The organism is Aeromonas ichthyocola (assembly GCF_046087985.1).
GTDB classification, from domain to species: domain Bacteria; phylum Pseudomonadota; class Gammaproteobacteria; order Enterobacterales; family Aeromonadaceae; genus Aeromonas; species Aeromonas rivipollensis.
In genome coordinates, this window is record NZ_JBJSWH010000003.1 from 614,823 (window position 1) to 638,410 (window position 23,588).

The 23,588-nt window shown below is 61.4% G+C and carries 22 protein-coding genes; 8 read left to right on the forward strand and 14 right to left on the reverse strand.

Annotated features, from left to right (window positions below; genetic code table 11):
- Positions 1-47: 47 nt before the first annotated feature.
- Together iscR and trmJ are read right to left on the reverse strand one after the other, a co-directional pair.
- The gene (gene iscR / locus ACF2JD_RS11695) at positions 48-551 is read right to left on the reverse strand and encodes a Fe-S cluster assembly transcriptional regulator IscR (RefSeq protein ID WP_025327241.1); all 504 of its coding nucleotides are present in this window, start codon (positions 549-551) and stop codon (positions 48-50) included.
- A gap of 93 nt (positions 552-644) precedes the next feature.
- Complete coding sequence (gene trmJ, locus ACF2JD_RS11700) at positions 645-1,376, reverse strand: tRNA (cytosine(32)/uridine(32)-2'-O)-methyltransferase TrmJ (RefSeq protein WP_440987461.1); 732 nt, start codon at positions 1,374-1,376, stop codon at positions 645-647.
- A 184-nt stretch (positions 1,377-1,560) separates the two neighbouring features.
- On the opposite strand from trmJ, the gene ACF2JD_RS11705 reads away from it, so the two are divergent.
- Positions 1,561-1,980, forward strand: coding sequence for a hypothetical protein (locus ACF2JD_RS11705; RefSeq protein WP_440987462.1), 420 nt, complete (start codon positions 1,561-1,563; stop codon positions 1,978-1,980).
- On the opposite strand, the gene ubiT is transcribed toward ACF2JD_RS11705, so the two are convergent.
- Positions 1,942-2,460: a ubiquinone anaerobic biosynthesis accessory factor UbiT gene (ubiT, locus tag ACF2JD_RS11710; protein WP_440987463.1), complete on the reverse strand. Its 519-nt coding sequence runs from the start codon at positions 2,458-2,460 to the stop codon at positions 1,942-1,944. The two genes, ACF2JD_RS11705 and ubiT, sit on opposite strands and share 39 nt — an antisense overlap.
- A gap of 190 nt (positions 2,461-2,650) precedes the next feature.
- Here ubiT and ubiU point away from each other — a divergent pair, with 190 nt between their 5' ends.
- Positions 2,651-3,646 carry a ubiquinone anaerobic biosynthesis protein UbiU gene (gene ubiU, locus ACF2JD_RS11715; protein ID WP_440987464.1) on the forward strand — a complete coding sequence of 332 codons (996 nt, stop codon included), beginning with the start codon at positions 2,651-2,653 and terminating at the stop codon, positions 3,644-3,646.
- Positions 3,647-3,657: 11 nt separating this feature from the next.
- Positions 3,658-4,530 (forward strand): U32 family peptidase, encoded by an 873-nt coding sequence (locus ACF2JD_RS11720; RefSeq protein ID WP_289985753.1) that lies wholly within the window; start codon positions 3,658-3,660, stop codon positions 4,528-4,530.
- A gap of 76 nt (positions 4,531-4,606) precedes the next feature.
- On the opposite strand, the gene nlpI is transcribed toward ACF2JD_RS11720, so the two are convergent.
- The 7 genes from nlpI to queA form a co-directional block, all read right to left on the reverse strand.
- Positions 4,607-5,539 (reverse strand): lipoprotein NlpI, encoded by a 933-nt coding sequence (gene nlpI, locus ACF2JD_RS11725; RefSeq protein WP_307764782.1) that lies wholly within the window; start codon positions 5,537-5,539, stop codon positions 4,607-4,609.
- Positions 5,540-5,629: 90 nt separating this feature from the next.
- Positions 5,630-5,998 (reverse strand): rhodanese-like domain-containing protein, encoded by a 369-nt coding sequence (locus tag ACF2JD_RS11730; RefSeq protein ID WP_139745032.1) that lies wholly within the window; start codon positions 5,996-5,998, stop codon positions 5,630-5,632.
- Between the two features lie 106 nt (positions 5,999-6,104).
- Complete coding sequence (gene secF, locus ACF2JD_RS11735) at positions 6,105-7,052, reverse strand: protein translocase subunit SecF (protein WP_106886570.1); 948 nt, start codon at positions 7,050-7,052, stop codon at positions 6,105-6,107.
- A 9-nt stretch (positions 7,053-7,061) separates the two neighbouring features.
- Positions 7,062-8,915 (reverse strand): protein translocase subunit SecD, encoded by a 1,854-nt coding sequence (gene secD, locus ACF2JD_RS11740; protein WP_025327250.1) that lies wholly within the window; start codon positions 8,913-8,915, stop codon positions 7,062-7,064.
- Positions 8,916-8,933: 18 nt separating this feature from the next.
- Positions 8,934-9,269 (reverse strand): preprotein translocase subunit YajC, encoded by a 336-nt coding sequence (gene yajC, locus ACF2JD_RS11745; RefSeq protein WP_025327251.1) that lies wholly within the window; start codon positions 9,267-9,269, stop codon positions 8,934-8,936.
- Between the two features lie 50 nt (positions 9,270-9,319).
- Positions 9,320-10,456: a tRNA guanosine(34) transglycosylase Tgt gene (gene tgt / locus ACF2JD_RS11750; RefSeq protein ID WP_025327252.1), complete on the reverse strand. Its 1,137-nt coding sequence runs from the start codon at positions 10,454-10,456 to the stop codon at positions 9,320-9,322.
- Between the two features lie 117 nt (positions 10,457-10,573).
- The gene (gene queA, locus ACF2JD_RS11755; protein WP_289977364.1) at positions 10,574-11,641 is read right to left on the reverse strand and encodes a tRNA preQ1(34) S-adenosylmethionine ribosyltransferase-isomerase QueA; all 1,068 of its coding nucleotides are present in this window, start codon (positions 11,639-11,641) and stop codon (positions 10,574-10,576) included.
- A gap of 275 nt (positions 11,642-11,916) precedes the next feature.
- Here queA and ACF2JD_RS11760 point away from each other — a divergent pair, with 275 nt between their 5' ends.
- The 3 genes from ACF2JD_RS11760 (at position 11,917) to ahpF (ending at position 15,302) form a co-directional block, all read left to right on the forward strand.
- Positions 11,917-12,363, forward strand: coding sequence for a CBS domain-containing protein (locus ACF2JD_RS11760; protein ID WP_106886567.1), 447 nt, complete (start codon positions 11,917-11,919; stop codon positions 12,361-12,363).
- A 644-nt stretch (positions 12,364-13,007) separates the two neighbouring features.
- A complete protein-coding gene (gene ahpC / locus ACF2JD_RS11765; RefSeq protein WP_005324327.1) occupies positions 13,008-13,574 on the forward strand; it encodes an alkyl hydroperoxide reductase subunit C in 567 nt (188 codons plus the stop codon).
- 141 nt (positions 13,575-13,715) lie between these two features.
- Positions 13,716-15,302 carry an alkyl hydroperoxide reductase subunit F gene (gene ahpF / locus ACF2JD_RS11770; RefSeq protein WP_163147490.1) on the forward strand — a complete coding sequence of 529 codons (1,587 nt, stop codon included), beginning with the start codon at positions 13,716-13,718 and terminating at the stop codon, positions 15,300-15,302.
- Between the two features lie 77 nt (positions 15,303-15,379).
- Here ahpF and ACF2JD_RS11775 read toward each other — a convergent pair whose 3' ends face one another.
- Positions 15,380-16,681 (reverse strand): MFS transporter, encoded by a 1,302-nt coding sequence (locus tag ACF2JD_RS11775; RefSeq protein WP_106886565.1) that lies wholly within the window; start codon positions 16,679-16,681, stop codon positions 15,380-15,382.
- Between the two features lie 116 nt (positions 16,682-16,797).
- On the opposite strand from ACF2JD_RS11775, the gene ACF2JD_RS11780 reads away from it, so the two are divergent.
- Positions 16,798-17,043: a hypothetical protein gene (locus tag ACF2JD_RS11780; RefSeq protein WP_025327258.1), complete on the forward strand. Its 246-nt coding sequence runs from the start codon at positions 16,798-16,800 to the stop codon at positions 17,041-17,043.
- A gap of 128 nt (positions 17,044-17,171) precedes the next feature.
- Here ACF2JD_RS11780 and ACF2JD_RS11785 read toward each other — a convergent pair whose 3' ends face one another.
- Positions 17,172-18,728: a diguanylate cyclase domain-containing protein gene (locus ACF2JD_RS11785; protein ID WP_440987465.1), complete on the reverse strand. Its 1,557-nt coding sequence runs from the start codon at positions 18,726-18,728 to the stop codon at positions 17,172-17,174.
- Between the two features lie 347 nt (positions 18,729-19,075).
- Positions 19,076-19,825 carry a class I SAM-dependent methyltransferase gene (locus tag ACF2JD_RS11790; protein ID WP_139745027.1) on the reverse strand — a complete coding sequence of 250 codons (750 nt, stop codon included), beginning with the start codon at positions 19,823-19,825 and terminating at the stop codon, positions 19,076-19,078.
- Between the two features lie 218 nt (positions 19,826-20,043).
- Here ACF2JD_RS11790 and ACF2JD_RS11795 point away from each other — a divergent pair, with 218 nt between their 5' ends.
- Positions 20,044-20,529 carry a VOC family protein gene (locus ACF2JD_RS11795; RefSeq protein WP_139745026.1) on the forward strand — a complete coding sequence of 162 codons (486 nt, stop codon included), beginning with the start codon at positions 20,044-20,046 and terminating at the stop codon, positions 20,527-20,529.
- 87 nt (positions 20,530-20,616) lie between these two features.
- Here the strand turns inward: ACF2JD_RS11795 and gcvP are convergent, their stop codons facing one another.
- The gene (gcvP, locus tag ACF2JD_RS11800) at positions 20,617-23,493 is read right to left on the reverse strand and encodes an aminomethyl-transferring glycine dehydrogenase (RefSeq protein WP_440987466.1); all 2,877 of its coding nucleotides are present in this window, start codon (positions 23,491-23,493) and stop codon (positions 20,617-20,619) included.
- Positions 23,494-23,588: the final 95 nt, after the last annotated feature.

Consider the following 23,588-nt stretch of genomic DNA (forward strand, 5'->3'; position numbering starts at 1 on the left):
TCTCCGTTACGACGGAGTCACACAGCGACTCGTCGTGGAAAGCACGTTTATAGTTGGACTTTCAAGCTCACATCACCGCGTTCTGCCCGGTCAACCAGGGACAACACGGTCTTCATTTGTTCATCTTGCTTGCCGGCGATGCGGCGCACATCGGCCTGGCCGACCAGCTCCGCCAGGGTGATGTCCCCCAGGAAACTGGAAATGCGCTCGCTCAAGTCACGCCACAGGGAGTGAGTCAGACACTGGGTACCGCCATGGCAGCCACCCTTGCCGAGACACTTGGTCGCATCGACCGACTCATCGACCGCAGTGATCACCTGACCCACCGAGATCTCGCCAGGGGCCAGGCCGAGGCGATAACCGCCGCCCGGGCCGCGCACGCTGCTCACCAGTCCATGCTTGCGCAGACGGGCAAACAGTTGTTCCAGATAGGACAAGGAGATGCCCTGGCGCTCTGAAATATCAGCCAGGGGAACGGGCCCCTGCTCTGCATGCAACGCCACGTCTAGCATGGCTGTCACAGCGTAACGTCCTTTTGAGGTCAGTCTCATATGCCTTACCGTCTTGCGAACAAATCAATATGGGCACATGGTCACATACCCGACTAAAACAGTCAAGTATATGGTTGAGTAAATCAGTCGGGATTAATCCTGCGGCCGGGCTTTCTGCACCGAGGTGAGAATACCGCGCAATATATTCAATTCAACCACTTCCGGCCGGGCACGATTGAACAGACGACGCAGCTTGCTCATCACATGACCTGGGTGATCATCGGCGATGAAACCTGTCTTCTGCAGGGTCTGCTCCAGGTGTTGATAGAAGCCTTCCAACTGCTGCGCGCTGGGGTAATCGACCCGCTCCACCTCTGCCGCAGTGTCAGTCTCCTGAGTCGCCAGCCAGTGCATGCGCACCTCGTAGCAGAGGGTCTGCACCGCCATGGCCAGATTGAGGGAGCTGTATTCGGGATTGGCCGGGATGGCCACGTGATAGTGGCACTTTTGCAGCTCGTCGTTGGTGAGGCCGGTGCGTTCACGGCCAAACACCAGAGCGACCGGGTGCTTCACCCCTTCCGCTACCAGCTTCTCGCCCGCTTCGCGGGGATCCAGCATGGGCCAGCTCAGGGTGCGGGATCGGGCACTGGTGCCGATGACCAGGCCGCAATCGGCGATGGCGTCATCCAGCGTCGGGACTATGCGGGCATTGGCAAGCACATCGCTGGCACCTGCCGCCAGGGCGATGGCATCGGCATCTGGCAAGGCTTGCGGATCGACCAACACCAGCTGCGTCAGCCCCATGGTCTTCATGGCTCTCGCCGCAGACCCCATGTTGCCGGTGTGAGAGGTGTTTACCAACACGATACGAATCTGATCCAACATGCCCAGTCAATCTTCAGTCAAAAATGGCGCGCAATTGTAACATAACCAATCGCTATTTTGGCACCGCTTCTGACCCTGCATTTCAGAACAAAAGTGATGGTTCGTATAACCAACCGGCCTGAAGACGGGAAAAGGGAGGGCTAACCTTAGAGGGTCAAGCTGCATTACCCGGAGTCACCCTTTCATGCTGCCCCCCTGGATCTACGAACAACTGCCGCTGCTTTACCTGCTGCTCTCCGCCGTGCTGTGGTCCTTTGCCCACTCCCCGCTGCTCTGGCTCGCGGCGACCCTGCTGTTTGCCGTGGGCGCCCTCATCTGGATGATGCGCTCCAACTACAGGCGCACCGATCTGGTCATCTATCCCGCCAAGCGCTGGCTGCAACCCGAGTGGTACTACGAGGCCCTGCCTTTCCTGTGGCTGGCGCTCGGGCTGGTGCTGCTGCGCCTGCCTGACACCACGGCCCTGCTCGGCCTGCTCCCCTGTCTCTGGGCTGGCCGTTGCCTGTGGGCCCGGCGGCGTCACCGCCACCATACCCGGGGGCTGGCCCTGCAACTGAGACGCGGCTCAGGCCATAATAGACGCGGGCAGCGGATCCTGCGCTGATCGCACCCGCTCTATCAGGGTGGCCAGATCCATCAGGGGATATTTCATCAGCCCTGGCAGCCCATCGAGGTCTAGGCTGTCCATCAGGTTCTTCACCTCAAGGCCCAGCTCGGTATCCCCTTCTATCTTCAGCCTGCGCTGGAAGAAGAGGGAATCCGGATCCTCCTTGCGACCGGCAATCAGGATGAGATCCTGGCTGCTGCCGCTGAAGCAGACATCGGCTCGCTCGCATTCACGGGCCACCACCAGTTTTCCCCCTCGCTCGCTGACAAACCAGCAGAGCTCGAGATCCGACACCTCGACCTTGAGCCACTTGCCCGCCAGGAAGGCGAAGTCCCCATCCTGGATGGCCTCCTTGAACGCCTGCGCCAGCAAGGCCTCCATCAGGTTTTGCTGCAGGGTGAAGGGCACCAGCTTGAGGGGATGGCGCAAGAGACGAGGGGCCTGTTCGACCAGGCGGCGTTGCAGTTGATGAAACACGATAAACTCCCAGTTTTTTGCCCATTCAAACACAGTGCAATTATCAGGATCCTGTTGAAAATCAAACTTGTGCCGACTTACCTCAAGAAGGGTAAAGCCACCTAAAGCTGCCTCAGGTCAAAAAGCGGGGGCCCAAGCCTGCATACAATCGGGCCACTTTTTGCATTTTTGCCCTCTCGGAGCGTACCCGATGGAATTACTCTGCCCGGCAGGCAGCCTGCCGGCACTGAAGACAGCTGTGGATAACGGGGCCGATGCCGTCTATATCGGCTTCAAGGACGACACCAATGCCCGCCACTTCGCCGGGCTCAACTTCACGGACAGCAAGCTGGAAAGGGCGGTGGACTATGTGCACCAGCACGGTCGCAAGCTGCACATCGCCATCAACACCTTCGCCCACCCGGGCTCGGATGCCAGATGGAAGCAGGCGGTGGACAGAGGGGTGGCACTCGGTGCCGATGCCCTGATCATCGCCGATCTCGCCGTGCTGGATTACGCCAGCCGCCATCATCCCGACATGGAGCTCCATGTCTCTGTCCAGGCCAGCGCCACCAACGCCGCCGCCATTCGCTTCTACCAGCAGCACTTCAACGTCGGCCGGGTGGTCTTGCCACGGGTGCTCTCCATGCATCAGGTCAGGCAGCTGGCCCGCGAAACCGACGTCGGCCTCGAGGTGTTCGCCTTCGGCAGCCTCTGCATCATGGCGGAGGGGCGCTGCTATCTCTCCTCCTACATGACAGGCGAGAGCCCCAATACCGTAGGCGCCTGCTCCCCCGCCAAGTTCGTGCGCTGGGAGGAGACCCCGAACGGCCTCGAGTCGCGGCTCAACGAGGTGCTGATCGACCGCTACGGCCCCGGGGAAAACGCCGGTTACCCGACCCTGTGCAAGGGGCGTTTCGAGGTGGATGGCCAGACCTATCACGCCCTGGAGGAGCCCACCAGCCTCAACACGCTAGGCCTCTTGCCCGAGTTGTTCCAGACCGAGATCCAGTCGGTCAAGATCGAGGGTCGCCAGCGCAGCCCCGCCTACGTGGAGCAGGTGACCCGGGTCTGGCGCGCCGCCATCGACGCCTATCAGGCCAACCCCGACGCCTACAGCGTCAAGAGCGAGTGGGATGCCCAGCTTGCCCGCGTCTCCGAGGGAAGCCAGACCACCCTCGGCGCCTATCATCGCCAGTGGCAATAAAAGGAGCACATATGCAATTCTCTCTCGGGCCCCTGCTCTTCTACTGGCCCAAGGCCGATACCCAGGCCTTCTATGAGGCGGCGGCGCAGAGCCAGGCCGACATCATCTATCTGGGCGAGACGGTGTGCAGCAAGCGCCGTGAACTGAAAGGGGATGACTGGATTGCCCTGGCCCGCCAGGTGGCGAGCTCGGGCAAGCAGGCCGTGCTCTCCACCCTGGCGCTGATCTCGGCGCCGTCGGAACTCAAGGAGGTCAAGCGGCTGGTCGACAATGGCGATCTCATGGTCGAGGCCAACGATCTCGGCACAGTCCAGCTCGCCTGGGAGGCGGGGCTGCCCTTCGTGTGCGGCCCGGGCATCAATGCCTACAACGCCGAGGTGCTGCGCATGCTGCTCAAACAGGGGATGCGGCGCTGGGTGATGCCGGTGGAGCTCTCCCGCGACTGGCTGGTGCAGCTCAATGAGGATCTGGGCAGCGCCCGCCAGCAGTTCGAGGTGGAGGTGTTCGCCTACGGCCACCTGCCGCTGGCCTATTCGGCGCGCTGCTTCACCGCCCGCTCCCTCGACAAGCCCAAGGACAACTGCGAGCTCGCCTGCATCCACTACCCCACAGGGCGCCTCGCCAGCAGCCGCGAGGGGCAGAAGGTGTTCAATCTCAACGGCATCCAGACCCAGTCCGGCTACTGCTACAACCTCGGCAACGAGCTCGAAGGCATGGCGGGACTGGTGGATGTGGTGCGCCTCTCCCCCGAAGGGATGGAGACACTCGACATGCTGGCCCGTTTCAAGGCCAACCAGCAGGGTCAGGCACCGCTGCCCCTGCAGCAGGAGCGGGACTGCAACGGTTACTGGCGGCAGATCCCCGGCATGAGCCTGGTGGAATGACACCCCGCATCCCCCAGCAACAGACAGCAAAAAGGCCTCATCAAGAGGCCTTTTTCACTGAGGGCTGATGCCCTTCTCACGCTTTGCTGTTTTTGCCCTGGGCACCCGGCGGCAAGGGCTTGCGCGCCATCAGCTCCAGCTCGAGCAGGGCATAGCGATGCTCGATGAAGTCATAGACGTTGTTGGCCAGCGCCAGCTTGAAGTAGCTGATGGCTTCCTTGCGGTTGCCCTTGGCCAGCTCGAACTTGCCGAGGTAGAAGTAGGTCTCGCACAGGCGCTCGGCAAGCTCCCGGTTGTCCTTGACCCCTTTCACCACGTTGCCCATCAGCTGGGTGGCGTTGATCTCGCCGGTATAGAGGCGGACCAGATCCCAGTTCCAGGCGTCGTCGTCATACTTGTTCAGCCGCTCGCGCATCCGGCTCATGGCCGCCGGCCCGTTGAGCTTCTGCTCGGCCAGATAGAGCCAGATCACCCGGTAGGGATCTTCCGGCTGCGCCTCGTAGAAACGCTTCATGTCGGCGGTGGCAAGCTCGGGCCTGTTGCCGTAATAGAGCGCTATGCCACGGTTGAGGTAGGCGTAATCGTAATCCGGGGCGAGCTCGAGAGCCGAATCGAATGCCTCATAGGCCTCGTCATAGTTCTGTTGCTGAACCAGATAGACACCGATGAAGTTGTAAGCCTCGGCAAAGTCGGGCTTCTCCCGCAGGGCGCGGTTGAAGTCGAGCCGAGCGAGGGAACGAAGGCCAACCCGGTCAAACACCACGGCACGCTCATAGAACAACTCGGCCCGCTGTTCGGTCGTCAATTCCATTTCACTGAGCATCTGCCCGAGTCGCGCCAAGGCCAACTCGCTCTGGTAGGAGACCTGCAAGGGGGTCGCCAATACCAATGAAGCGGGTTGCGGCTTGGGAACTTGAGGCGCTGTAACCTGACTGCTACTGCTGCATCCCCACATGGGGAGCAACAACAGGATACCGGTGAGGTATCCAATCCCTATCCTGACGTTCAATGAACACTCCGACGCTTACGCTTGACCCCGCATATGGTAAAGGTCAACCGGCCTTTTGTCATGTGGCGCAACCCCTATCCCTCAAATAAATCAGGATTCGACAGGGTATCCGGCGTCACACCAACCACGAAAGCCTCCATCGACGCTGACCACCCGGGAATACCCCATCTTTTGCAGGTTGTCCGCCGCCAGGATGGAGCGAAATCCCCCACCACAATAGAGGTAGAGCTCGGTGTCTGGATCGGGAAAACGGGTCTCGATGTCCCGCTCCATCACCCCGCGGCCCAGGTGTTCGGCCCCCGGCAGGTGCCCTTTCGCCCACTCGTTATCTTCCCGCACATCGATCAGGTGAAAAACACGGCCTTCTTCCTGCCAGCGCCTGATCTGGTGCACGTCGGTTTCCCGTATCTGCGGGCGAATGGCCTCTACTAGGGCCAGAAAACGGGGATTGTGTTGCATGGCTTGCTCCTTGCATTCTTGCAATGGGTCATGAGGATGGGTGCTGGGGAGCATAATGACTCAGCCGCTCCCCAAGAGAAAGGGCGCCTTGTGGCGCCCTTGTCTGTTACGGCAGGATCTCTTGCTGATCCGCCCCTTCTTTTTCCACCTGGGTCGGCAGCATGTGCTCCCGCTTGACCCCGAAGAACATGGCAGAGGCGCTCGCCACATAGATGGAGGAGTAGGTCCCGAAGGCCACCCCTATCACCATGGCGATGGCAAAACCGTGGATCAGCGGGCCGCCCTTGAGCAGCAGCGCCACCACCACCACGAAGGTCAACCCCGAGGTGATGATGGTCCGGCTCAGGGTCTCGGTCATGGAGAGATCCATGATGAAGGCGGTATCCCCCTTGCGCACCTTGCGGAAGTTCTCCCGCAGGCGGTCGAACACCACTATGGTGTCGTTCAGGGAGTAGCCCACCAGGGTCATCAGCGCCGCCAGCACGGTCAGATCGAACTCGTACTGGAAGTAGGCGAAGATGCCGAGGGTGATGATGACGTCGTGCGCCAGGGAGAGGATGCCCCCCATCGCCAGACGCCATTCGAAGCGCACCGCCACGTAGGCCAGGATACAGAGGATGGAGGCCAGCATGGCCAGGGCACCGTCTGTCGCCAGCTCGTCACCCACCGAAGGACCGACGAACTCGACGCGCTTGAGCACGGCGCCCTCATCGATCAGCTTGGCGGCCGCCAGCACCTCGTTGCCCTGCTGCTCGACCTTGACCCCCTCCTGGGGGGCCATGCGCACCAGCACGTCGCGGCTGGAGCCGAAGAATTGCAGGGTCGCCCCTTCAATCTTCTGCTGATCCAGCGCTTCGTGCATCTTGTCCAGGCTCACCGATTGCTGGAACCCCACCTCTATGGTGGTGCCCCCGGTAAAGTCCAGCCCCCAGTTCAGGCCGCGATCGAACAGGCAGAACAGGGCAAGCATCGTCAGCAAGGCAGAGAACACCATTCCCGACTTGGCGAAACGCATGAAGGGGATGGGCTTTTCAAAATGTAGAATCTGAAACATGTCTCTTCCTTAGATCGGCAGCTTGTCGATGCGCCGTCCGCCCCAGGCCAGGTTGATGATGGCGCGGGATACAGTAATGGCCGTAAACATGGAGGCGGTCAGACCTATGCCCAGGGTCAGGGCGAAGCCCTTGATGGCGCCGGTGCCGATACCAAACAGGATCACACAGGTGATGAGCGAGGTGACGTTGGAGTCAGCGATGGTCGAGAAGGCGCGGTCGAAGCCCATGTGGATGGCTTGCTGCACCCCGCGGCCGTTGCGGATTTCTTCACGAATACGCTCGTAGATCAGCACGTTCGCATCCACCGCCATGCCCAGCGTCAGCACGATACCGGCAATGCCCGGTAGTGTCATGGTGGCCCCGGGTATCATCGACATGATGCCGACGATCAGCACCAGGTTCATGGAGAGGGCCAGGTTGGCCACCCAACCGAACGCACGGTAGTAGATCCCCATGAACAGCACTATCACCAGCATGGCCCAGCCGATGGCTTCCATACCGCTGTCGATGTTCTGCTGACCCAGGCTCGGGCCTATGGTGCGCTCTTCGACTATCTGGATAGGGGCTATCAGGGCACCGGCACGCAGCAGCAGCGCCAGGTTGTGGGCCTCGTTGGCGTTGTCGATACCTGTGATGCGGAACTGGCTGCCAAGGCGCGACTGGATGGTGGCGACGTTGATCACCTCCTCCTGCTTGCGGAACTTGCGCTTGCCGTCCGGACCGGGTTGACCCACCGGCTTGTACTCGATGAAGACGGTGGCCATGCCCTTACCAACGTTGTCCTTGGTAAAGTTGGCCATCTTGTTGCCACCCTGGCCATCGAGCTTGATGTTGACCTGGGGACGGCTGTATTCATCGAAACCGGACTGGGCACCCACTATGTGGTCACCGGTCAGGATCACGCGCTTTTGCAGCACCACGGGACGACCGTTGCGATCGTTGTAGACCTTGGAGCTCGGCGGCACCCGGCCCGCGGCAGCGGCCTGGATGTCGGCGGCCTCATCGACCATGTGGAACTCCAGGGTGGCTGTGGCCCCCAGGATCTCCTTGGCACGGGCGGTGTCCTGGATACCGGGCAGCTCCACCACGATGCGCTCGGCACCCTGCTGTTGTACCAGCGGCTCGGCCACACCCAGCTCGTTCACCCGGTTGCGGATGATGGTGATGTTCTGCTCGAGGGCGTACTTCTTCACTTCCTTGATCTTGGCTTCACTCAGGCCAGCCAGCAGGATGAAGTCATCCCCTTTCTGCTCAGTGGTGAAGGTGAGATCCGGATTCTGCCGACGCAGGAAAGAGGCCGCCTTGGCCTGATCGGCCTCCTCGCGGAACACCACCTGCACCTGATCACCGACCCGGCGCACGCCGGAGTAGCGGATCTTCTGGGTGCGCAGCTCGGAGCGGAAATCCTGCACCATCTGCTCTTGCTGCTTGGTCAGCGCCTCGGCCATGTCCACTTCCATCAGGAAGTGCACACCACCGCGCAGGTCCAGACCCAGCTTGAGGGGAGCGGCGCCTATGGCTTCGAGCCAGGCAGGCGTGGAAGGTGCCAGGTTGAGGGCAGTGATGAAGTTGTCGCCCAGCTTGTTGGCGACGATGTCACGTGCCTTGAGCTGGTCTTCGGTATTGGTGAACCGGATCAGGATGAAACCGTGTTCGAACGCAGCATGTTTGACCGGGATCTGAGCCGCTTCGAGCGTCTCCTTCACCTGATCGAGCGTCTCTAGTTTGACTTCGGCACCACGGCTGGCAGATACCTGCAAGGCCGGGTCTTCGCCGTAAAGATTGGGGGCTGCATATAGAAAACCGATGGCGATCACGACGATCACCATCAGGTATTTCCACAGCGGATAGCGATTTAACACGCTGTGCTCCTCGGGAGATTAAAGGGACTGGATAGAACCCTTGGGCAGAACGGCAGAGACGAAATCACGCTTGATGGTGACTTGGGTCTGATCGTTCAGGGCCAGCACTATGTAGTCGCTATCGGTGGAGACCTTGGCGATCTTGCCGACCAGGCCACCGGAGGTGAGCACTTCGTCACCCTTGGCCAGGGAGCTCATCAGATCGCGATGAGTCTTGGCGCGCTTGGCCTGGGGACGATAGATCATGAAATAGAAGATGAGGCCAAACACGGCCAGCATGATGATCATTTCCATGCCACCACCCTGTGCACCCGGAGCTGCGCCTTCTGCATACGCCTTGGAGATAATGCTCATTTAACAACCTCTTATTGATGTAGATTTGAAAACTAACTTATATGTCGTTGTTATTTCACGTCATTTTCAGTTAACGGAGGCACGGGCTTCCCTTGCCGACGGTAAAACTCAGTTACAAAGTCGTCTAATTTACCCTGCTCGATCGCGTCCCGCAAACCCTGCATCACACGCTGGTAATAACGCAGGTTATGAATGGTATTCAGACGGGCACCGAGGATCTCGTTGCACTTGTCCAGATGGTACAGATAGCTGCGGGTGTAGTTCTTGCAGGTGTAGCAGTCGCAGTCCGCATCCAGGGTGCTGGTGTCCTCGCGATACTTGGCATTGCGGATCTTGACCACACCATCGGTGGTGAACAGATGACCGTTGCGAGCGTTGCGGGTCGGCATCACGCAATCGAACATGTCGATGCCGCGGCGCACCCCTTCCACCAGATCTTCGGGCTTGCCCACCCCCATCAGGTAGCGCGGCTTGTCGGCCGGGATCTTCGGGCAGACGTGATCCAGGATGCGGTGCATGTCCTCCTTGGGCTCACCCACCGCCAGACCGCCGACCGCATAGCCGTCGAAGCCGATCTCCAGCAGACCGTCCAGGGAGACATCCCGCAGCGGCTCGTAGACGGAGCCCTGGATGATGCCGAACAGGGCGTTCTTGTTGCCCAGGGCATCAAACTTGTCGCGGGAGCGCTTGGCCCAGCGCAGGGACATCTCCATGGACTTGCGGGCCTCTTCGTAGGTCGCCGGATAGGGCGTGCACTCGTCGAAGATCATCACGATGTCGGAGCCCAGATCGTACTGGATCTCCATGGATTTCTCGGGGTCGAGGAAGATCTTCTCGCCGTTGATGGGATGACGGAAGTGCACCCCCTCTTCGGTTATCTTGCGAATGTGACCCAGGCTGAACACCTGGAAACCGCCGGAGTCGGTGAGGATGGGGCCTTGCCAGTTCATGAAGTCGTGCAGGTCGCCGTGGGCACGCATCACCGCCTGACCCGGCCGCAGCCAGAGGTGGAAGGTGTTGCCAAGCAGGATCTGGGCGCCGGTCTCGCGCACCTCTTCCGGGGTCATCCCCTTGACGGTGCCGTAGGTACCGACCGGCATGAAGGCCGGGGTCTGGACCACACCGCGCTCGAATACCAGCTGACCGCGACGGGCGCGACCATCTGTGGTTTTCAGTTCAAATTTCATTGCTACCTCGATTCAGTCAGAGAAACAGTCTGACAACGGAGGGCCCCATGGGCCCGATACAAGAAACCGGCCAGAATCCTGACAAGGAGTCCCTGAACGGCTTCTGAAGGCTGAGGCTTATGCCTCAACCTGGCGACGGGTGACGAACATGGCGTCCCCGTAGCTGAAGAAACGGTACTGCTCTTCCACCGCCGCCTGATAGGCCGCCATCACCTGATCGTACCCGGCGAAGGCGCTGACCAGCATGATCAGGGTCGATTCGGGCAGGTGGAAGTTGGTGACCATGGCATCGACAATCTGGAACTCGTAGCCCGGGAAGATGAAGATGTCGGTGTCGCTGAAGAAGGGCGCCAGCGGCTTGCCCTGGGCCAGGGTCACCTTGGCCGCGCTCTCCAAGGAGCGCACCGAGGTGGTGCCCACCGCAATCACCCGGCCACCCCGGGCGCGGGTCGCGGCTATGGCGTCCACCACCTCCTGGGGCACTTCGGCATACTCGGAGTGCATGTGGTGATCTTCAATCTTCTCCACCCGCACCGGCTGGAAGGTGCCCGCCCCCACGTGCAGGGTGACGAAGGCCAGCTCCACCCCCTTGGCCCGGATCTGCTCGAGCAGCGGCTCGTCGAAGTGCAGACCGGCGGTCGGCGCCGCCACGGCGCCCGGCTTCTGGTTGTAGACGGTCTGGTAGCGCTCCTTGTCGGCATCCTCGTCGGGCCTGTCGATATAGGGCGGCAGCGGCATGTGGCCTATGGCCTCCAGGATCTCAAGCACGGGGCGCGGGTCCAGGAAGTGGATCTCGAACAGGGCGTCGTGGCGGGCGCGCATCTCGGCCTCGACCTTATCCCCATCGGGGCCACCCTCCAGAATGAGGCGGGTGCCGGGCTTGGGGGACTTGGAGGAGCGGACATGGGCCAGCACGCTGTGCTCGTCCAGGATGCGCTCCACCAGCACCTCCAGCTTGCCGCCGCTGGCCTTCTGGCCAAACATGCGCGCCGGAATGACCCGGGTGTTGTTGAACACCAGCAGGTCGCCCGGGTTGAGCTGGTCCAGCACATCCACAAATTGACCGTGGCGCAGGGCGCCGCTTTGACCATCGAGCTGCAACAGGCGGCTGGCGGTACGCTCTGCCATCGGATAGCGGGCAATCAGCTCGTCTGGCAGATCAAAATGAAAATCGGATACTTGCATCTTTCACCTCGGGGGAATCGGCGGCTAGTCTAGTTATCCCCCTCTTCCAAGGCAACCCAAAAGACCAAAAACCCAAGGCCGGCAAGGGATAGCGCTCTTTTTGTGAGCCTTGTAGGCCCTGGACGCGCCGACACGGGCGCTTGGACGCCAATTTGTACCCCGCAGCGCCCACAGCCCCTGGGTTAATGATTCTTTAATGATCTGTATTGACCCTGATCAGGTTCCACGGCCAGGAGCTGAGCTAGGGTGAGATCAGAGACACAAGGAGGCCCACCATGATGACCCTGACTGAAATCATGACCGAACACCCCTTCACCCTGGGGCCGCAGAACAGCGTCAAGCAGGCGATGGAGCTGATGCAGCAGGAGCAGATCCGCCACATCCCCATCGTCGACGAGCACCAGCATCTGCTGGGACTGGTCACCCTCTCCGACATCCTGGCCACCCGCGAGTCCAAGCTGCTGCTGATCAATCCGGAGCGGGAGGCAGAATTCACCGACAGCGTCCAGCTCGACGAGATCATGACCCGCCAGGTGGCGAGCGTGGATCCCCACGCCGGCATCAAGGAGGCGGCCCTCTACCTGCAGCGCCACAAATATGGTTGCCTGCCGGTGGTGCGGGGACGCAAGCTGGTGGGCATAGTCACTGAGTCGGATTTCATCACAGTGGCCATCAATCTGCTGGAATTGATGGAAGAGCAGGAGCCGCCCTCGGATTTCTGATCACAAATAACTGTAATAAAATTACAATAAAAGCGTTTTCAGCCTAATTTACCGGCTAAATAACTGAAACACTTTCAGTTTGATTGAAAAATTACACCACAAACTTGATTTGTGATCTTCATCACACTATGATGCCGTCCATGCAATAGTTGCCGAAGAGGAGATGAGGATTGTGCACCCGATGTCTTCTCTTCATATGTCTGCAAGTTTGCACACCCCGTAGTTAGTCTTTGCTGTAAAGCATTTTTATATCGCCATTCCTTGTTTGATGACCCGGCCCTGTCTGTGCGACGGCGCCGGGATTTTTTTTGCCCGTCTCTCATGCTCTCCCCCCCCTGTCCCGACGCGCCTTCAATACTCCTCTCGCCCCTCTGGCATAAAACAAGTTCCCATCCGGGACTTGAAAATGTGACATGGAGGACAGAAATTGAACTTCGACAATGAGTTATCTCTGAAGGCCTGAGATATTCATGTTAGGTACAGTTGCGATGGGCTATCTAATAAGTAGATTTAAGTGATTCAAAATTGTGGCTTTGACCGATTAGAGAAAAGCCCTATGATGCCTCCATCGAAAGTTAAGCGCCTCGCCTGGCCAAGCACTTCACGACCAGACGGGCATATGTACATCACCAAGGAGCAAATACATGTCTACCTATATCAACACTGAAATCAAGCCGTTCAACGCTACCGCCTACCACAATGGCAAATTCGTTCAGGTGTCTGACGCTGACCTGAAAGGCAAGTGGTCCGTGGTCTTCTTCTACCCGGCTGACTTCACCTTCGTTTGCCCGACCGAGCTGGGCGATCTGGCTGACAACTACGCTGCCTTCAAGAAGCTGGGCGTCGAGATCTACGCCGTCTCCACCGACACCCACTTCACTCACAAGGCCTGGCACGACACTTCTGACACCATCAAGAAGATCCAGTACCCGATGATCGGCGACCCGACCGGCACCATCACCCGCAACTTCGGCGTGATGATCGAAGAAGCTGGCCTGGCTGACCGCGGTACCTTCGTCATCGACCCGCAAGGCGTCATCCAGATCGTTGAAATCAACGCTGGCGGTATCGGCCGTGACGCTCTGGAACTGCTGCGCAAGGTCAAGGCTGCCCAGTACGTTGCCGCTCACCCGGGTGAAGTGTGCCCGGCCAAATGGCAAGAAGGCGATGCCACCCTGGCCCCGTCCCTGGATCTGGTAGGCAAAATCTAAGCCTCCTGCTCTCCAAGACCGGCCCACTCAAGGGCCGGTCTGCTTTCTGGCCCAGCGCTTCCTGCATTCACTGTTTTTTGCATCCAGTGCTTTCTGTATTCATGAATAGTGCCGACCGCCATAACAAGAAGGAATTCGACCATGTTAGATACCAACCTCAAACAACAACTCAACGGTTACTTGCAGTACATCGTCAATCCCATCGAGATCAGCGTGTCCGGCAATGACAGCGACAAATCCGCAGAGCTCCTGGCATTGGCCAACGAGATAGCAGAGATGTCCCCCAAGATTTCCATGACCGATGGCACCGCCGCTCGCAAGCCTTCCATGAGCGTGGCGCCACAAGGCCAGGCACCGCGCGTGCATTTTGCCGGCATCCCCATGGGTCATGAATTTACCTCCCTGGTGCTCGCCCTGCTGCAAAGTGGCGGTCACCCCTCCAAGGCCGATCCGGCCGTGCTGGAGCAGGTGAAAAACCTCAAGGGCGAGTTCCACTTCGAGACCTATATCTCCCTCTCCTGCCACAACTGCCCGGATGTGGTGCAGGCCCTGAACCTGATGGCCACCCTGAACCCCGGCATCACCCACACCATGATCGACGGCGCCCTGTTCCAGGATGAGGTGAACGAGCGCCAGATCATGGCGGTTCCGAACGTCTACCTGAACGGCCAGCCGTTCAGCCAGGGTCGCACCTCGCTCGAAGAGATAGTGGCCAAGCTCGATACCGGCGCGGCCGAGCGCAAGGCCGCAGAGCTGAGCGAAAAGGCCCCCTACGACGTGCTGGTGGTGGGCGGTGGCCCGGCTGGCGCTGCTGCCGCCATCTATGCCGCCCGCAAGGGGATCCGCACCGCCATCGTCGCCGAGCGCTTCGGCGGCCAGGTGATGGACACCGTCGGCATCGAGAACTTCATCTCCGTGCCCTACACCGAGGGCCCCAAGCTGGCTGCCAGCCTGGAGCAACACGTCAAGCAGTACGGCGTGGAAGTGATCACCGAGCAGCGTGCCGCCGCCATCAGCAAGGATGGCTATGTGAACGTGGAGCTGGCCTCCGGTGCCACCTTGAAGAGCCGCGCCGTGATCCTGGCGACCGGTGCCCGCTGGCGCGATCTGAACGTGCCGGGCGAGCTCGAGTACCGCACCAAGGGCGTGGCCTACTGCCCCCACTGCGACGGTCCCTTCTTCAAGGGCAAGCGGGTTGCGGTGATAGGTGGCGGTAACTCCGGCATAGAAGCGGCCATCGATCTGGCTGGCATCGTCGAGCACGTCACCGTGGTGGAGTTCGCCGATACCCTGCGCGCCGACGAGGTGCTGCAGAAGAAGGCCCGCTCCATGGGCAACATCGACATCATCATGAGTGCCCGCACCACCGAAGTGATAGGTGACGGCAGCAAGGTGGTGGGCATGGACTACGAGGACCGCACCACGGGCGAGATCAAGCACCTGGCGGTGGCCGGCATCTTCGTGCAGATAGGTCTGGTACCGAACACCGAGTTCCTGAAAGGGAGCGAGGTGGCCCTGACCCGCTTTGGCGAGATCGAGATCGACACCAAGGGCGCGACCTCCCTGCCCGGCGTCTATGCCGCAGGGGACGCCACCACAGTGCCGTTCAAGCAGATCATCATCTCCATGGGCGCCGGTGCCACCGCAGCCCTGGGTGCCTTCGATTACCTTATCCGCAATGCGGCCCCTGAGGCTCATGCCGTCAAAGCCGACGCCGTGACCGCCTGATAACGGCCTTAGCACCAACAAGAAGCCGACTCCCTGGGAGTCGGCTTTTTTATGCGCGTCTTCGGGCAGGCTGGCTCTCAGCGAACCTGCGGCTCCTCCATTCCTTCCACATCCTCCACCTCGGGTGTGGCATAGGTCGCGGGCACCGCCTCTCCTTCCAGATCCGTTCTCGGCTCCAGCTCGGCGGTCATGGGGGTATTGGGCGGCACCGGCATGAACACCTGGTGTTCGGCCAGGGGAATGGGTGCCCGCTGCCGCCTGCGCCAGCCCAGATAGCCCGCCAGCAGGGCGCCGCACAGGGCGAAGTAGACGAACAGCCCCTCTGACCCGAACTGCAGCATGACGAAGGGGGCCAGCAGCGGCCCTATCATGGCCCCCAGGCTGTAGGCGAGCAGCAGCCCCTGATTGGCCCCCAGCACCTGATCCGGGCGCAACTCGTCGCAGGCGTGACTGAGGCTCAAGGGATAGATGGAGAACGCCATGCCCCCCAGCAGGAACACCAGGGCCCCCGCGATCGGCTCGCGCCAGCCCTCGGGCAACAACACCATCAGCAGGGCGAGCAGAGTCAGCGCTGCGCACAGCAGCAGGATCACCAGCCGCCTGTCATAGCGGTCAGACATCCGCCCTATGGGGTATTGCAGGCACATGCCCCCCAGGATCACCAACGCCATCATGTCCGCCACCCGCGAGAGCGAGGCGCCGCTGTCGGTAAAGTAGAGCGGCAGCAGGCCGTAGATGGCCCCGAGGATGAGGCCCGAGGTGAAGCTGCTACCCATCCCCGCCGGGGTGAGCCGAACAAGCTCCAGCACCCCCACCGGCTGGGGCGCCACCATGGCAGGGGTGGCCACCCGGGAGAGGGCGAGCGGCACCACCGACAGGGTGGCGGCCATGGCGCACAGGGCAAAGGGGGTCAGCACCATGGGATCCACCCACTTGAGCAGCAACTGGCCCATGGCCAGGGATCCGTAGAGCAGTATCATGTAGAGGGACATCAGCCGTCCCCGGTTGGCCGGGGTGCTGGAGACCAGCATCCAGGACTCCAGCACCACGAAGAGGCCGCCGGTGGCAAAGCCCCCCACCAGCCGCAGCGCCGCCCAAGCGATGGGCTCCACCACCATGCCGTGCAGCAGGAACAGGAAACAGAGCAGGGAGGCGTAGGCCGCATAGGCCCGGATATGGCCCACCCGTATGATGAGGCGGGCGTTGATGAAGGCCCCCAGCACCAGGCCCCCGAAATAGGCCGCCGACACCAGGCCGATGGCCTGCACCGAGACCTGCTCTGCCGAGAGGCGCACCGTCAGCAGGGTATTGAACATGCCGTGACCCAGAATGAAGATCACCAGACTGGTCAGGGGTGACAACAACCTTGTGAGTGTCATGACGCCTCCTCGTGTCGAAAAGATCATGGTAGCGTCTGTTTCTTGCCCGGTTCAACCCAATAGTCCCGGCCCTCTGGGGCTATTCTTAACGGGATCCCATCAAGGAGGTCGTCAAAATGAGACTCATGCTGTTGTTGGCCGCCCTGCTCTTCGCCGGGAGCGCCATCGCCTTTCACTGCCCCATGGACATGAAGAAGATTGATGATGCCCTGGCCACGAACCCCGCCCTCAGTGCCGAGAAACTGGCCGAGGTGAAGCAGCTAAGGGCCGAAGGAGAGACCCTGCATAACGCGGGCAAGCATCAGGAATCCGTCGATACCCTGGCCAAAGCCATGGCCATCCTGGGCATAGACCAGGGCTAAGGTCACAAGGCCCCCTCGCGACTGTCTGCTTCGCAGCACAGCCAAACGAGGTACCCGGGAAATAACAAAGGCCCTCGCCGTGAACGACGAGGGCCTTGTCATGAGAGAGACGCCAGCAGCCAGGGCGCTCACTCCTCGCTGCGATGAATGCGGTTCTTGCCGGCCCGTTTGGCCTGATACATGGCCTTGTCGACCAGGGTCATCAGCGCCTCGGGGGGGCGGCCCCGGCTTTCGCCTATGCCGGCACTGAAGGTGACCCGCATCCCCTTCTCCCGCCATTTCAGCTCACTGAGCCGGCAGCGCCACAGCTCCATCAACCCCTCGGCCTGCGCCAGCGAGTGCTGCTCGAAGAGGGCGACCAGCTCCTCGCCACCGTAACGACACAGGGAAACCCCCTCCCCCAGCAACTCCCGTCCCAGCTCGACACTGCGGCACAGCGCCGCATCACCGCCGGCATGACCATAGACGTCGTTGAGCTGCTTGAAATTGTCCAGATCGACCAGGGCCAGGACGACACTGCGCCCCTCCTGGTGCAACTGGCGCAGCCGCTGATCCAGGAAGCGCCGATTATAGCTGCCGGTGAGCGCGTCCCTGTGGGCCAGGTCAAAGGACTCTTGCAGGTGATCGGACACCTGATCCAGCTCCTGATCCAGCAAGGCCATCTCAGGGAAGGAGGGCAAGGCACTCACCGGCCGGGGCTCGCGCGCGCCGGCGCCGAGTCGGCGGATGCGGCTCGCCAGACTGTCGATGAGTACCAGCAAACGCAGGCGAAAGAAGGCCGACATTGTGATGAAGAGGGCGCAGGCAACGGCCAGCAGCCCCAGCGCCAGGCTGCCCCCGATGACGGCAACCGAATCCCGCCTTGGCTGCACAGTGATGGCCATCCAGTGCTCCCTGTCTGGCAGGGTACCGTAAGCCACATATTCGTTGCTCATCTCCTCGTAGAAAGAGCCTGATTGCGCCGTCAGGCGCGCCAGCCAGGGAGCCTGCAAGATCTGGCCGTTGTAGGCCGACTGCGAACTCACCAGGATCTGGTTGGTGCGGCGGTCAATCACCATGTGGCTCACGGCGTTGTCCCCATAGAGCATGTCCCTGAGCATCTGGGACCACTGTGCGACGTTCACATCGATGCCGATGACCCGCTCACCCTGCTGCTGGTCATCGGGCAGGCGATGGGCCAGGGTCAGAATATGATCGCCCGTCAAGATGTCCTGATAGGCAGGCGTCCAGTAGAAGGCGCGCGACGTCAGCGCCCCCTTGAACCAGGCGCGGGAGTCCACATTGACCTTGGCATTCACCCAGGCCAGATCCGCCTCTTCGCTGCCGGAGAAGAAATAGCCATTCGAATCGGCATGAAAAATCAGCATCACCAGGGGATCCAGGGCCGTCATCTTCCCCCAGCGCTCGCGATAGGCCTCCCGGGTCCTAGAGGTGGAGAGCACTGGGGTCAGTGCATCCGCAGTGACTTCGACAGACATCAGCTGCTCGAGGTGATCGAGCATCCTGGCTTCGGTCACCACCGCCATGCCGTTGAGGCTGACCAGCTTCTGCTCCACCACCACCCCGTGGTTGTAGACGGAGAGGGCGAACATGCCGCCGATCCCGAGCAGCATCGGCAAGGCCAGCAGCCAGAGATAGCCTGTAATGAAGGTGAAATTTTTCTGCGTGCGTCTGAAGGTCAACATACCCTGGGTCCTGCTCAATACCCCGCTGTTTGCCCTGCAAGACAGGCATGGCCACATCGGAAGGCGCGCAGTATGCCGCCAGCCCTTCAGGGAGGGCGACTCTTTTCACGGCCTTGTTCAAGCACGATTCAGGCAGATTTTCGGCGAAATTAGGTTTTATCAGGGGAAACAGAGAGATGCGGTCTGTTTTCTGAGCAAAAAAAAACCAGTCGGCAACGCCAGGGTGTCGTTTTCTGCGATTAGAGAACGGGAGCCAAGGGAGCATGCCGTTCGCGCCGACTGTCACCAGTCCACGCGATTGGGCATGCCCCCTGCCCCATCGCCCTTCATTTTCTGCATGGGCCCCGTTACACCCGGCCGCTGTAGACCAGGGTGCAATAGTTGAAAGAGACCCTGCCGCCCACCGCATTTCGGCCAAATTCGCGGCGGATGAGCGCCGTCATCTGCTCATGGGCCGGGGTGCCGACGGCGGGGGCATAGGAGGAGGAGTTGAGCCGCCCAAGCACGCCGTCCAGATCGAACAGTTGGCGGTTTTCGAAGCGATCGAGCCGATACTCCCCCTCGAAGAAGGCACTAAAGTCGTGCTCGCCGAGGTTGCGATGATTGACCTCCTCGTAATCCCCGGAATAGGCGTGCAACCCCTCCTCATAGGCCCTGAGAAACGGGGTGTCGGTCAGCCTGTCATTCCAGATGAGGGCGACCCGGCCACCGGGTCTGAGCAGGCGCTGGCACTCCTGCCGAAAGGCCGCGCGATCAAACCAGTGAAACGCCTGGGCGACAGTGACCAGATCCACCGAGCCCGTCGGCAGCCCGGTGGCCTCCGCACTGCCGTGAGACCAGCCGATGTTGCCCACATCCGCCAGCAGTCGCCTCGCGGCGGCGCGCATCTCGTCGTTGGGCTCCACCGCCCAGACCCGCGCCACCCGCGGTGCGAGCAGGGCGGTCAGGATGCCGGTGCCCGCCCCTATGTCGGCCACCTGGGCCTCTGGCCCCATGGCAAGCTCGCCAGCCAGAAAGTCCAGCATGGCCGCCGGATAACCGGGGCGGTACTTCACATAGGCCTCGACCCGGGTCGAGAATCGCTGGGTACTGTCCATCGCGCACACCTCTCTTGTCATTGGCGGGGCATAGGGTCGCCCTGCCTGTCGCTCTGCACGCCAAACCGGGCGGCCCGGATCCCTATGCCACTACACTTGACGACATCATGCAACTCCCCGGCTGGCAACAGACGGCGCCAGGCGGCAACGCCCGGGCGAGATGAAGAGAGAGCAGGATGACAGGCACCAAGATGAGATCAACCGGCAGGAGCCACGAGATGATGACAGCCGCAAAGAACAGAATCTGCCTCTGGTATGACGGGGACGCCGAAGAGGCGGCACGGTTTTACGCAAGCACCTTCCCCGACTCCGCCGTCGATGCCGTGCACCGCGCCCCGGCCGACTACCCCGCCGGCAAGCGAGGGGATGTGCTGACGGTCGAGTTCAGGGTGATGGGGATCCCCTGCCTCGGGCTCAATGGCGGCCCCGGGGTCAGCCACAGCTGGGCCTTCTCGTTTCAGGTCGCAACGAAGACCCAGGCCGAGACGGATCGCTATTGGCACGCCATCATAGATAACGGTGGTCAGGCGAGCGAGTGCGGCTGGTGCCAGGACAAGTGGGGCATCTCCTGGCAGATCACCCCCCTCGCCCTCACCGAGGCGATCACGGATCCCGACCCCGAGGCCGCCAGGCGCGCCTTCGAGGCCATGATGCAGATGGGCAAGATAGATATCGCCGCCATAGAGGCGGCGCGCCGAGGCTGAACACCGTTTGGGGGCGCAACAAACGACAAGGCCACCCGATGGGGTGGCCTTGTGCTTATTGGCTGTCAGCCCTTCCGGGCGCCGCGATTACTTGGCGTAATCCTCGGTCGGGACGCAGGAGCAGAACAGGTTGCGATCACCGTAGACGTCGTCGATGCGGTTGACCGAGGGCCACAGCTTGCTGGCGCGCACGGCGTCTGACGGGAAGACGGCTTCGGCGCGGGTGTAGCCGCGACTCCACTGCTCGTCCATGACGTCATCCTGGGTGTGCGGCGCATTGACCAGGGGGTTGTCGGTCAGGCTCCAGTGGCCGTCCTGCACCCGGGCTATCTCGGCGCGGATGGCGGTCATGGCTTCCACGAAGCGATCCAGCTCGCGCTTGGATTCGGATTCGGTCGGCTCGACCATCAGGGTACCCGCCACCGGGAAGCTCATGGTCGGCGCGTGGAAGCCGTAGTCCATCAGGCGCTTGGCCACGTCCATCTCGCTGATGCCGGAGGCCTCTTTGAGCGGGCGTATGTCCAGGATGCACTCGTGAGCCACCCGGCCGTTGCGCCCGGTATAGAGCACGGGGAAGGATTCCCCCAGCTTCTTGGCCAGGTAGTTGGCGTTGAGGATGGCGACCTGGGTGGATTTTTTCAGCCCCTCGTCCCCCAGCATGGCGATGTACATCCAGCTGATGGGCAAAATGCTGGCCGAACCGAAGGGTGCCGCCGAGACGGCGCCGTTGTCACGGCTCTCCTTGTCGGTCTTGACCACGGCATGACCGGCCACGAAGGGTGCCAGGTGCTGCTTCACGCCTATGGGGCCCATGCCCGGGCCGCCACCGCCATGGGGAATGGCGAAGGTCTTGTGCAGGTTGAGGTGCGACACGTCAGCGCCGATAAAGCCCGGTGCAGTGAGGCCCACCTGGGCGTTCATATTGGCGCCGTCCAGGTACACCTGACCGCCATATTGGTGAACGATGTCACACACCTCCTTGATGGTCTCCTCGTACACCCCGTGGGTGGAGGGGTAGGTCACCATCAGGCAGCTAAGCTTCTCCCCCACCTCGGCGGCCTTGGCACGCAGATCGTCGAGATCGACGTTACCGAACTTGTCGCAGGCGGTGACGATGACCTTGAGGCCCGCCATCTGGGCGGAGGCCGGGTTGGTGCCGTGGGCCGATGCCGGGATGAGACAGACATCGCGATGCCCTTCGCCGCGGGACTCGTGGTACTTCTTGATGGCCAAGAGGCCCGCGTATTCCCCCTGAGCGCCGGAGTTCGGCTGCATGCAGACAGCGTCATAACCTGTCACCTTCACCAGCCAGTCTTCGAGGTCTGCCAGCAGCAGCTGGTAACCCTGGGTCTGGGCCAGCGGGGCGAAGGGGTGCAGCTTGCCAAACTCGGGCCAGGTCACCGGGATCATCTCGGCGGTGGCGTTGAGCTTCATGGTGCAGGAGCCCAGGGAGATCATGGCGTAGTTCAGGGCCAGATCCTTGGCTTCGAGACGGTGGATGTAGCGCAGCATCTCGGTCTCGGAGTGGTACTTGTTGAACACCTCGTGGGTCAGCACGGCGTCGGTGCGCAGCAGATCCTGCGGGATGCCGTGGTGAGCCTGGGCCTTGGCATCCAGGGCCGCGACATCCAGGCTATGGCCTTGCCCCAGGAAGAGGTCGAACAGCTCGGCCACGTCATCGCGGGTGGTGGTCTCGGAGAGGGACACACCGACAGCACCGTCCAGATCGGCGCGCAGGTTGATGCCCAGCCCTTCGGCCTTGGCGATCAGCTCGGATTTGCCCGCGGTCAGCACTGTGAGGGTGTCGAACCAGCTATCGTGCTTGAGGGTCAGCCCCTTGGCGGTGAGCCCCAGCGCCAGGATGCTGGTCAGACGATGGACGCGGGAGGCGATGGTTTTCAGCCCCACAGGGCCGTGGTAGACGGCGTAGAAGCTCGCCATGTTGGCCAGCAGTACCTGGGCGGTACAGATGTTGGAGTTCGCCTTCTCGCGGCGGATATGCTGCTCGCGGGTCTGCATCGCCATGCGCAGGGCACTCTTGCCACGGGCATCCTTGGAGACGCCTATGATGCGGCCCGGCATGGAGCGCTTGTAGGCATCGCGGGTGGCGAAGAAGGCAGCGTGGGGACCACCGTAGCCCATGGGCACGCCGAAGCGCTGGGCAGAGCCGAACACCACGTCGGCCCCCAGTTCACCCGGGGATTTGAGCAGCAGCAGGGAGAGCATGTCGGTACCGACGCAGGCCAGTCCCTTCTGGGCCTGGACGGCGGCGATCAGGGAGCGCAGATCGGTCACCTGACCTGTGGTGGACGGGTACTGGAACATGGCACCGAACACCTCCTCGCTCACAGCGTCACAGGCGGGGCCCACGGCCACGTCGAAACCGAAGTGAACGGCGCGCTCCTTGACCACGTCGATCACCTGGGGGTGAACGTCGTCGGCCACGAAGAAGAGATTGGACTTGGACTTGGCCATGCGCTTGGCGAGCGCCATGGCTTCGGCAGCGGCGGTGGCTTCATCGAGCAGGGAGGCGCTCGCCAGATCCATGCCGGTCAAGTCCAGGGTGAGCTGCTGGAAGTTGAGCAGCGCCTCGAGACGGCCCTGGGCCAGCTCCGGCTGATAGGGGGTGTAGGCGGTGTACCAGCCCGGGTTTTCCAGCACGTTGCGCAAGATGACGTGGGGCACGTGGGTGTCGTGATAGCCCATGCCGATGTAGCTCTTGGCGATCTGGTTCTTGGCCGCATAGCCCTTGAGCTTGGCCAGGGCTTCCACTTCGGTCATGGGGGCGCCGATACCGAGCGGGCCCAGGCGGCGGATGGCGGCAGGGACAGTCTGCTCAATCAGATCGTCCAGGCTCTCGGCGCCCACGGTGGCGAGCAGGGCCCGCACTTCTTCCTCACCCGGGCCTATGTGGCGACGGATGAAATCGGTTTTTTGCTCGAGTTCAAACAGTGACTGGGTCATTTCCCTATTTCCTGGTAATAAGTCCTGGTATGAAATCCTGATAACCAAGACCTGATGTTCCTGATCGTCGGCGGATACCGACTCCACTCATGTTC

Excerpts from the sequence above, each read along its gene's own strand:
- ubiU (WP_440987464.1), top strand. The coding sequence starts at position 2,651 with ATGGAATTACTCTGCCCGGCAGGCAGCCTGCCGGCACTGAAGACAGCT.
- ahpF (WP_163147490.1), top strand. The coding sequence starts at position 13,716 with ATGTTAGATACCAACCTCAAACAACAACTCAACGGTTACTTGCAGTAC.
- ACF2JD_RS11775 (WP_106886565.1), bottom strand. The coding sequence starts at position 16,681 with ATGACACTCACAAGGTTGTTGTCACCCCTGACCAGTCTGGTGATCTTC.
- ACF2JD_RS11705 (WP_440987462.1), top strand. The coding sequence starts at position 1,561 with ATGCTGCCCCCCTGGATCTACGAACAACTGCCGCTGCTTTACCTGCTG.
- secF (WP_106886570.1), bottom strand. The coding sequence starts at position 7,052 with ATGTTTCAGATTCTACATTTTGAAAAGCCCATCCCCTTCATGCGTTTC.
- ACF2JD_RS11780 (WP_025327258.1), top strand. The coding sequence starts at position 16,798 with ATGAGACTCATGCTGTTGTTGGCCGCCCTGCTCTTCGCCGGGAGCGCC.
- ACF2JD_RS11795 (WP_139745026.1), top strand. The coding sequence starts at position 20,044 with ATGATGACAGCCGCAAAGAACAGAATCTGCCTCTGGTATGACGGGGAC.
- tgt (WP_025327252.1), bottom strand. The coding sequence starts at position 10,456 with ATGAAATTTGAACTGAAAACCACAGATGGTCGCGCCCGTCGCGGTCAG.
- trmJ (WP_440987461.1), bottom strand. The coding sequence starts at position 1,376 with ATGTTGGATCAGATTCGTATCGTGTTGGTAAACACCTCTCACACCGGC.
- ACF2JD_RS11785 (WP_440987465.1), bottom strand. The coding sequence starts at position 18,728 with ATGTTGACCTTCAGACGCACGCAGAAAAATTTCACCTTCATTACAGGC.
- queA (WP_289977364.1), bottom strand. The coding sequence starts at position 11,641 with ATGCAAGTATCCGATTTTCATTTTGATCTGCCAGACGAGCTGATTGCC.
- ACF2JD_RS11790 (WP_139745027.1), bottom strand. The coding sequence starts at position 19,825 with ATGGACAGTACCCAGCGATTCTCGACCCGGGTCGAGGCCTATGTGAAG.
- ahpC (WP_005324327.1), top strand. The coding sequence starts at position 13,008 with ATGTCTACCTATATCAACACTGAAATCAAGCCGTTCAACGCTACCGCC.
- iscR (WP_025327241.1), bottom strand. The coding sequence starts at position 551 with ATGAGACTGACCTCAAAAGGACGTTACGCTGTGACAGCCATGCTAGAC.
- ACF2JD_RS11730 (WP_139745032.1), bottom strand. The coding sequence starts at position 5,998 with ATGCAACACAATCCCCGTTTTCTGGCCCTAGTAGAGGCCATTCGCCCG.
- ACF2JD_RS11760 (WP_106886567.1), top strand. The coding sequence starts at position 11,917 with ATGATGACCCTGACTGAAATCATGACCGAACACCCCTTCACCCTGGGG.
- yajC (WP_025327251.1), bottom strand. The coding sequence starts at position 9,269 with ATGAGCATTATCTCCAAGGCGTATGCAGAAGGCGCAGCTCCGGGTGCA.
- gcvP (WP_440987466.1), bottom strand. The coding sequence starts at position 23,493 with ATGACCCAGTCACTGTTTGAACTCGAGCAAAAAACCGATTTCATCCGT.
- ACF2JD_RS11720 (WP_289985753.1), top strand. The coding sequence starts at position 3,658 with ATGCAATTCTCTCTCGGGCCCCTGCTCTTCTACTGGCCCAAGGCCGAT.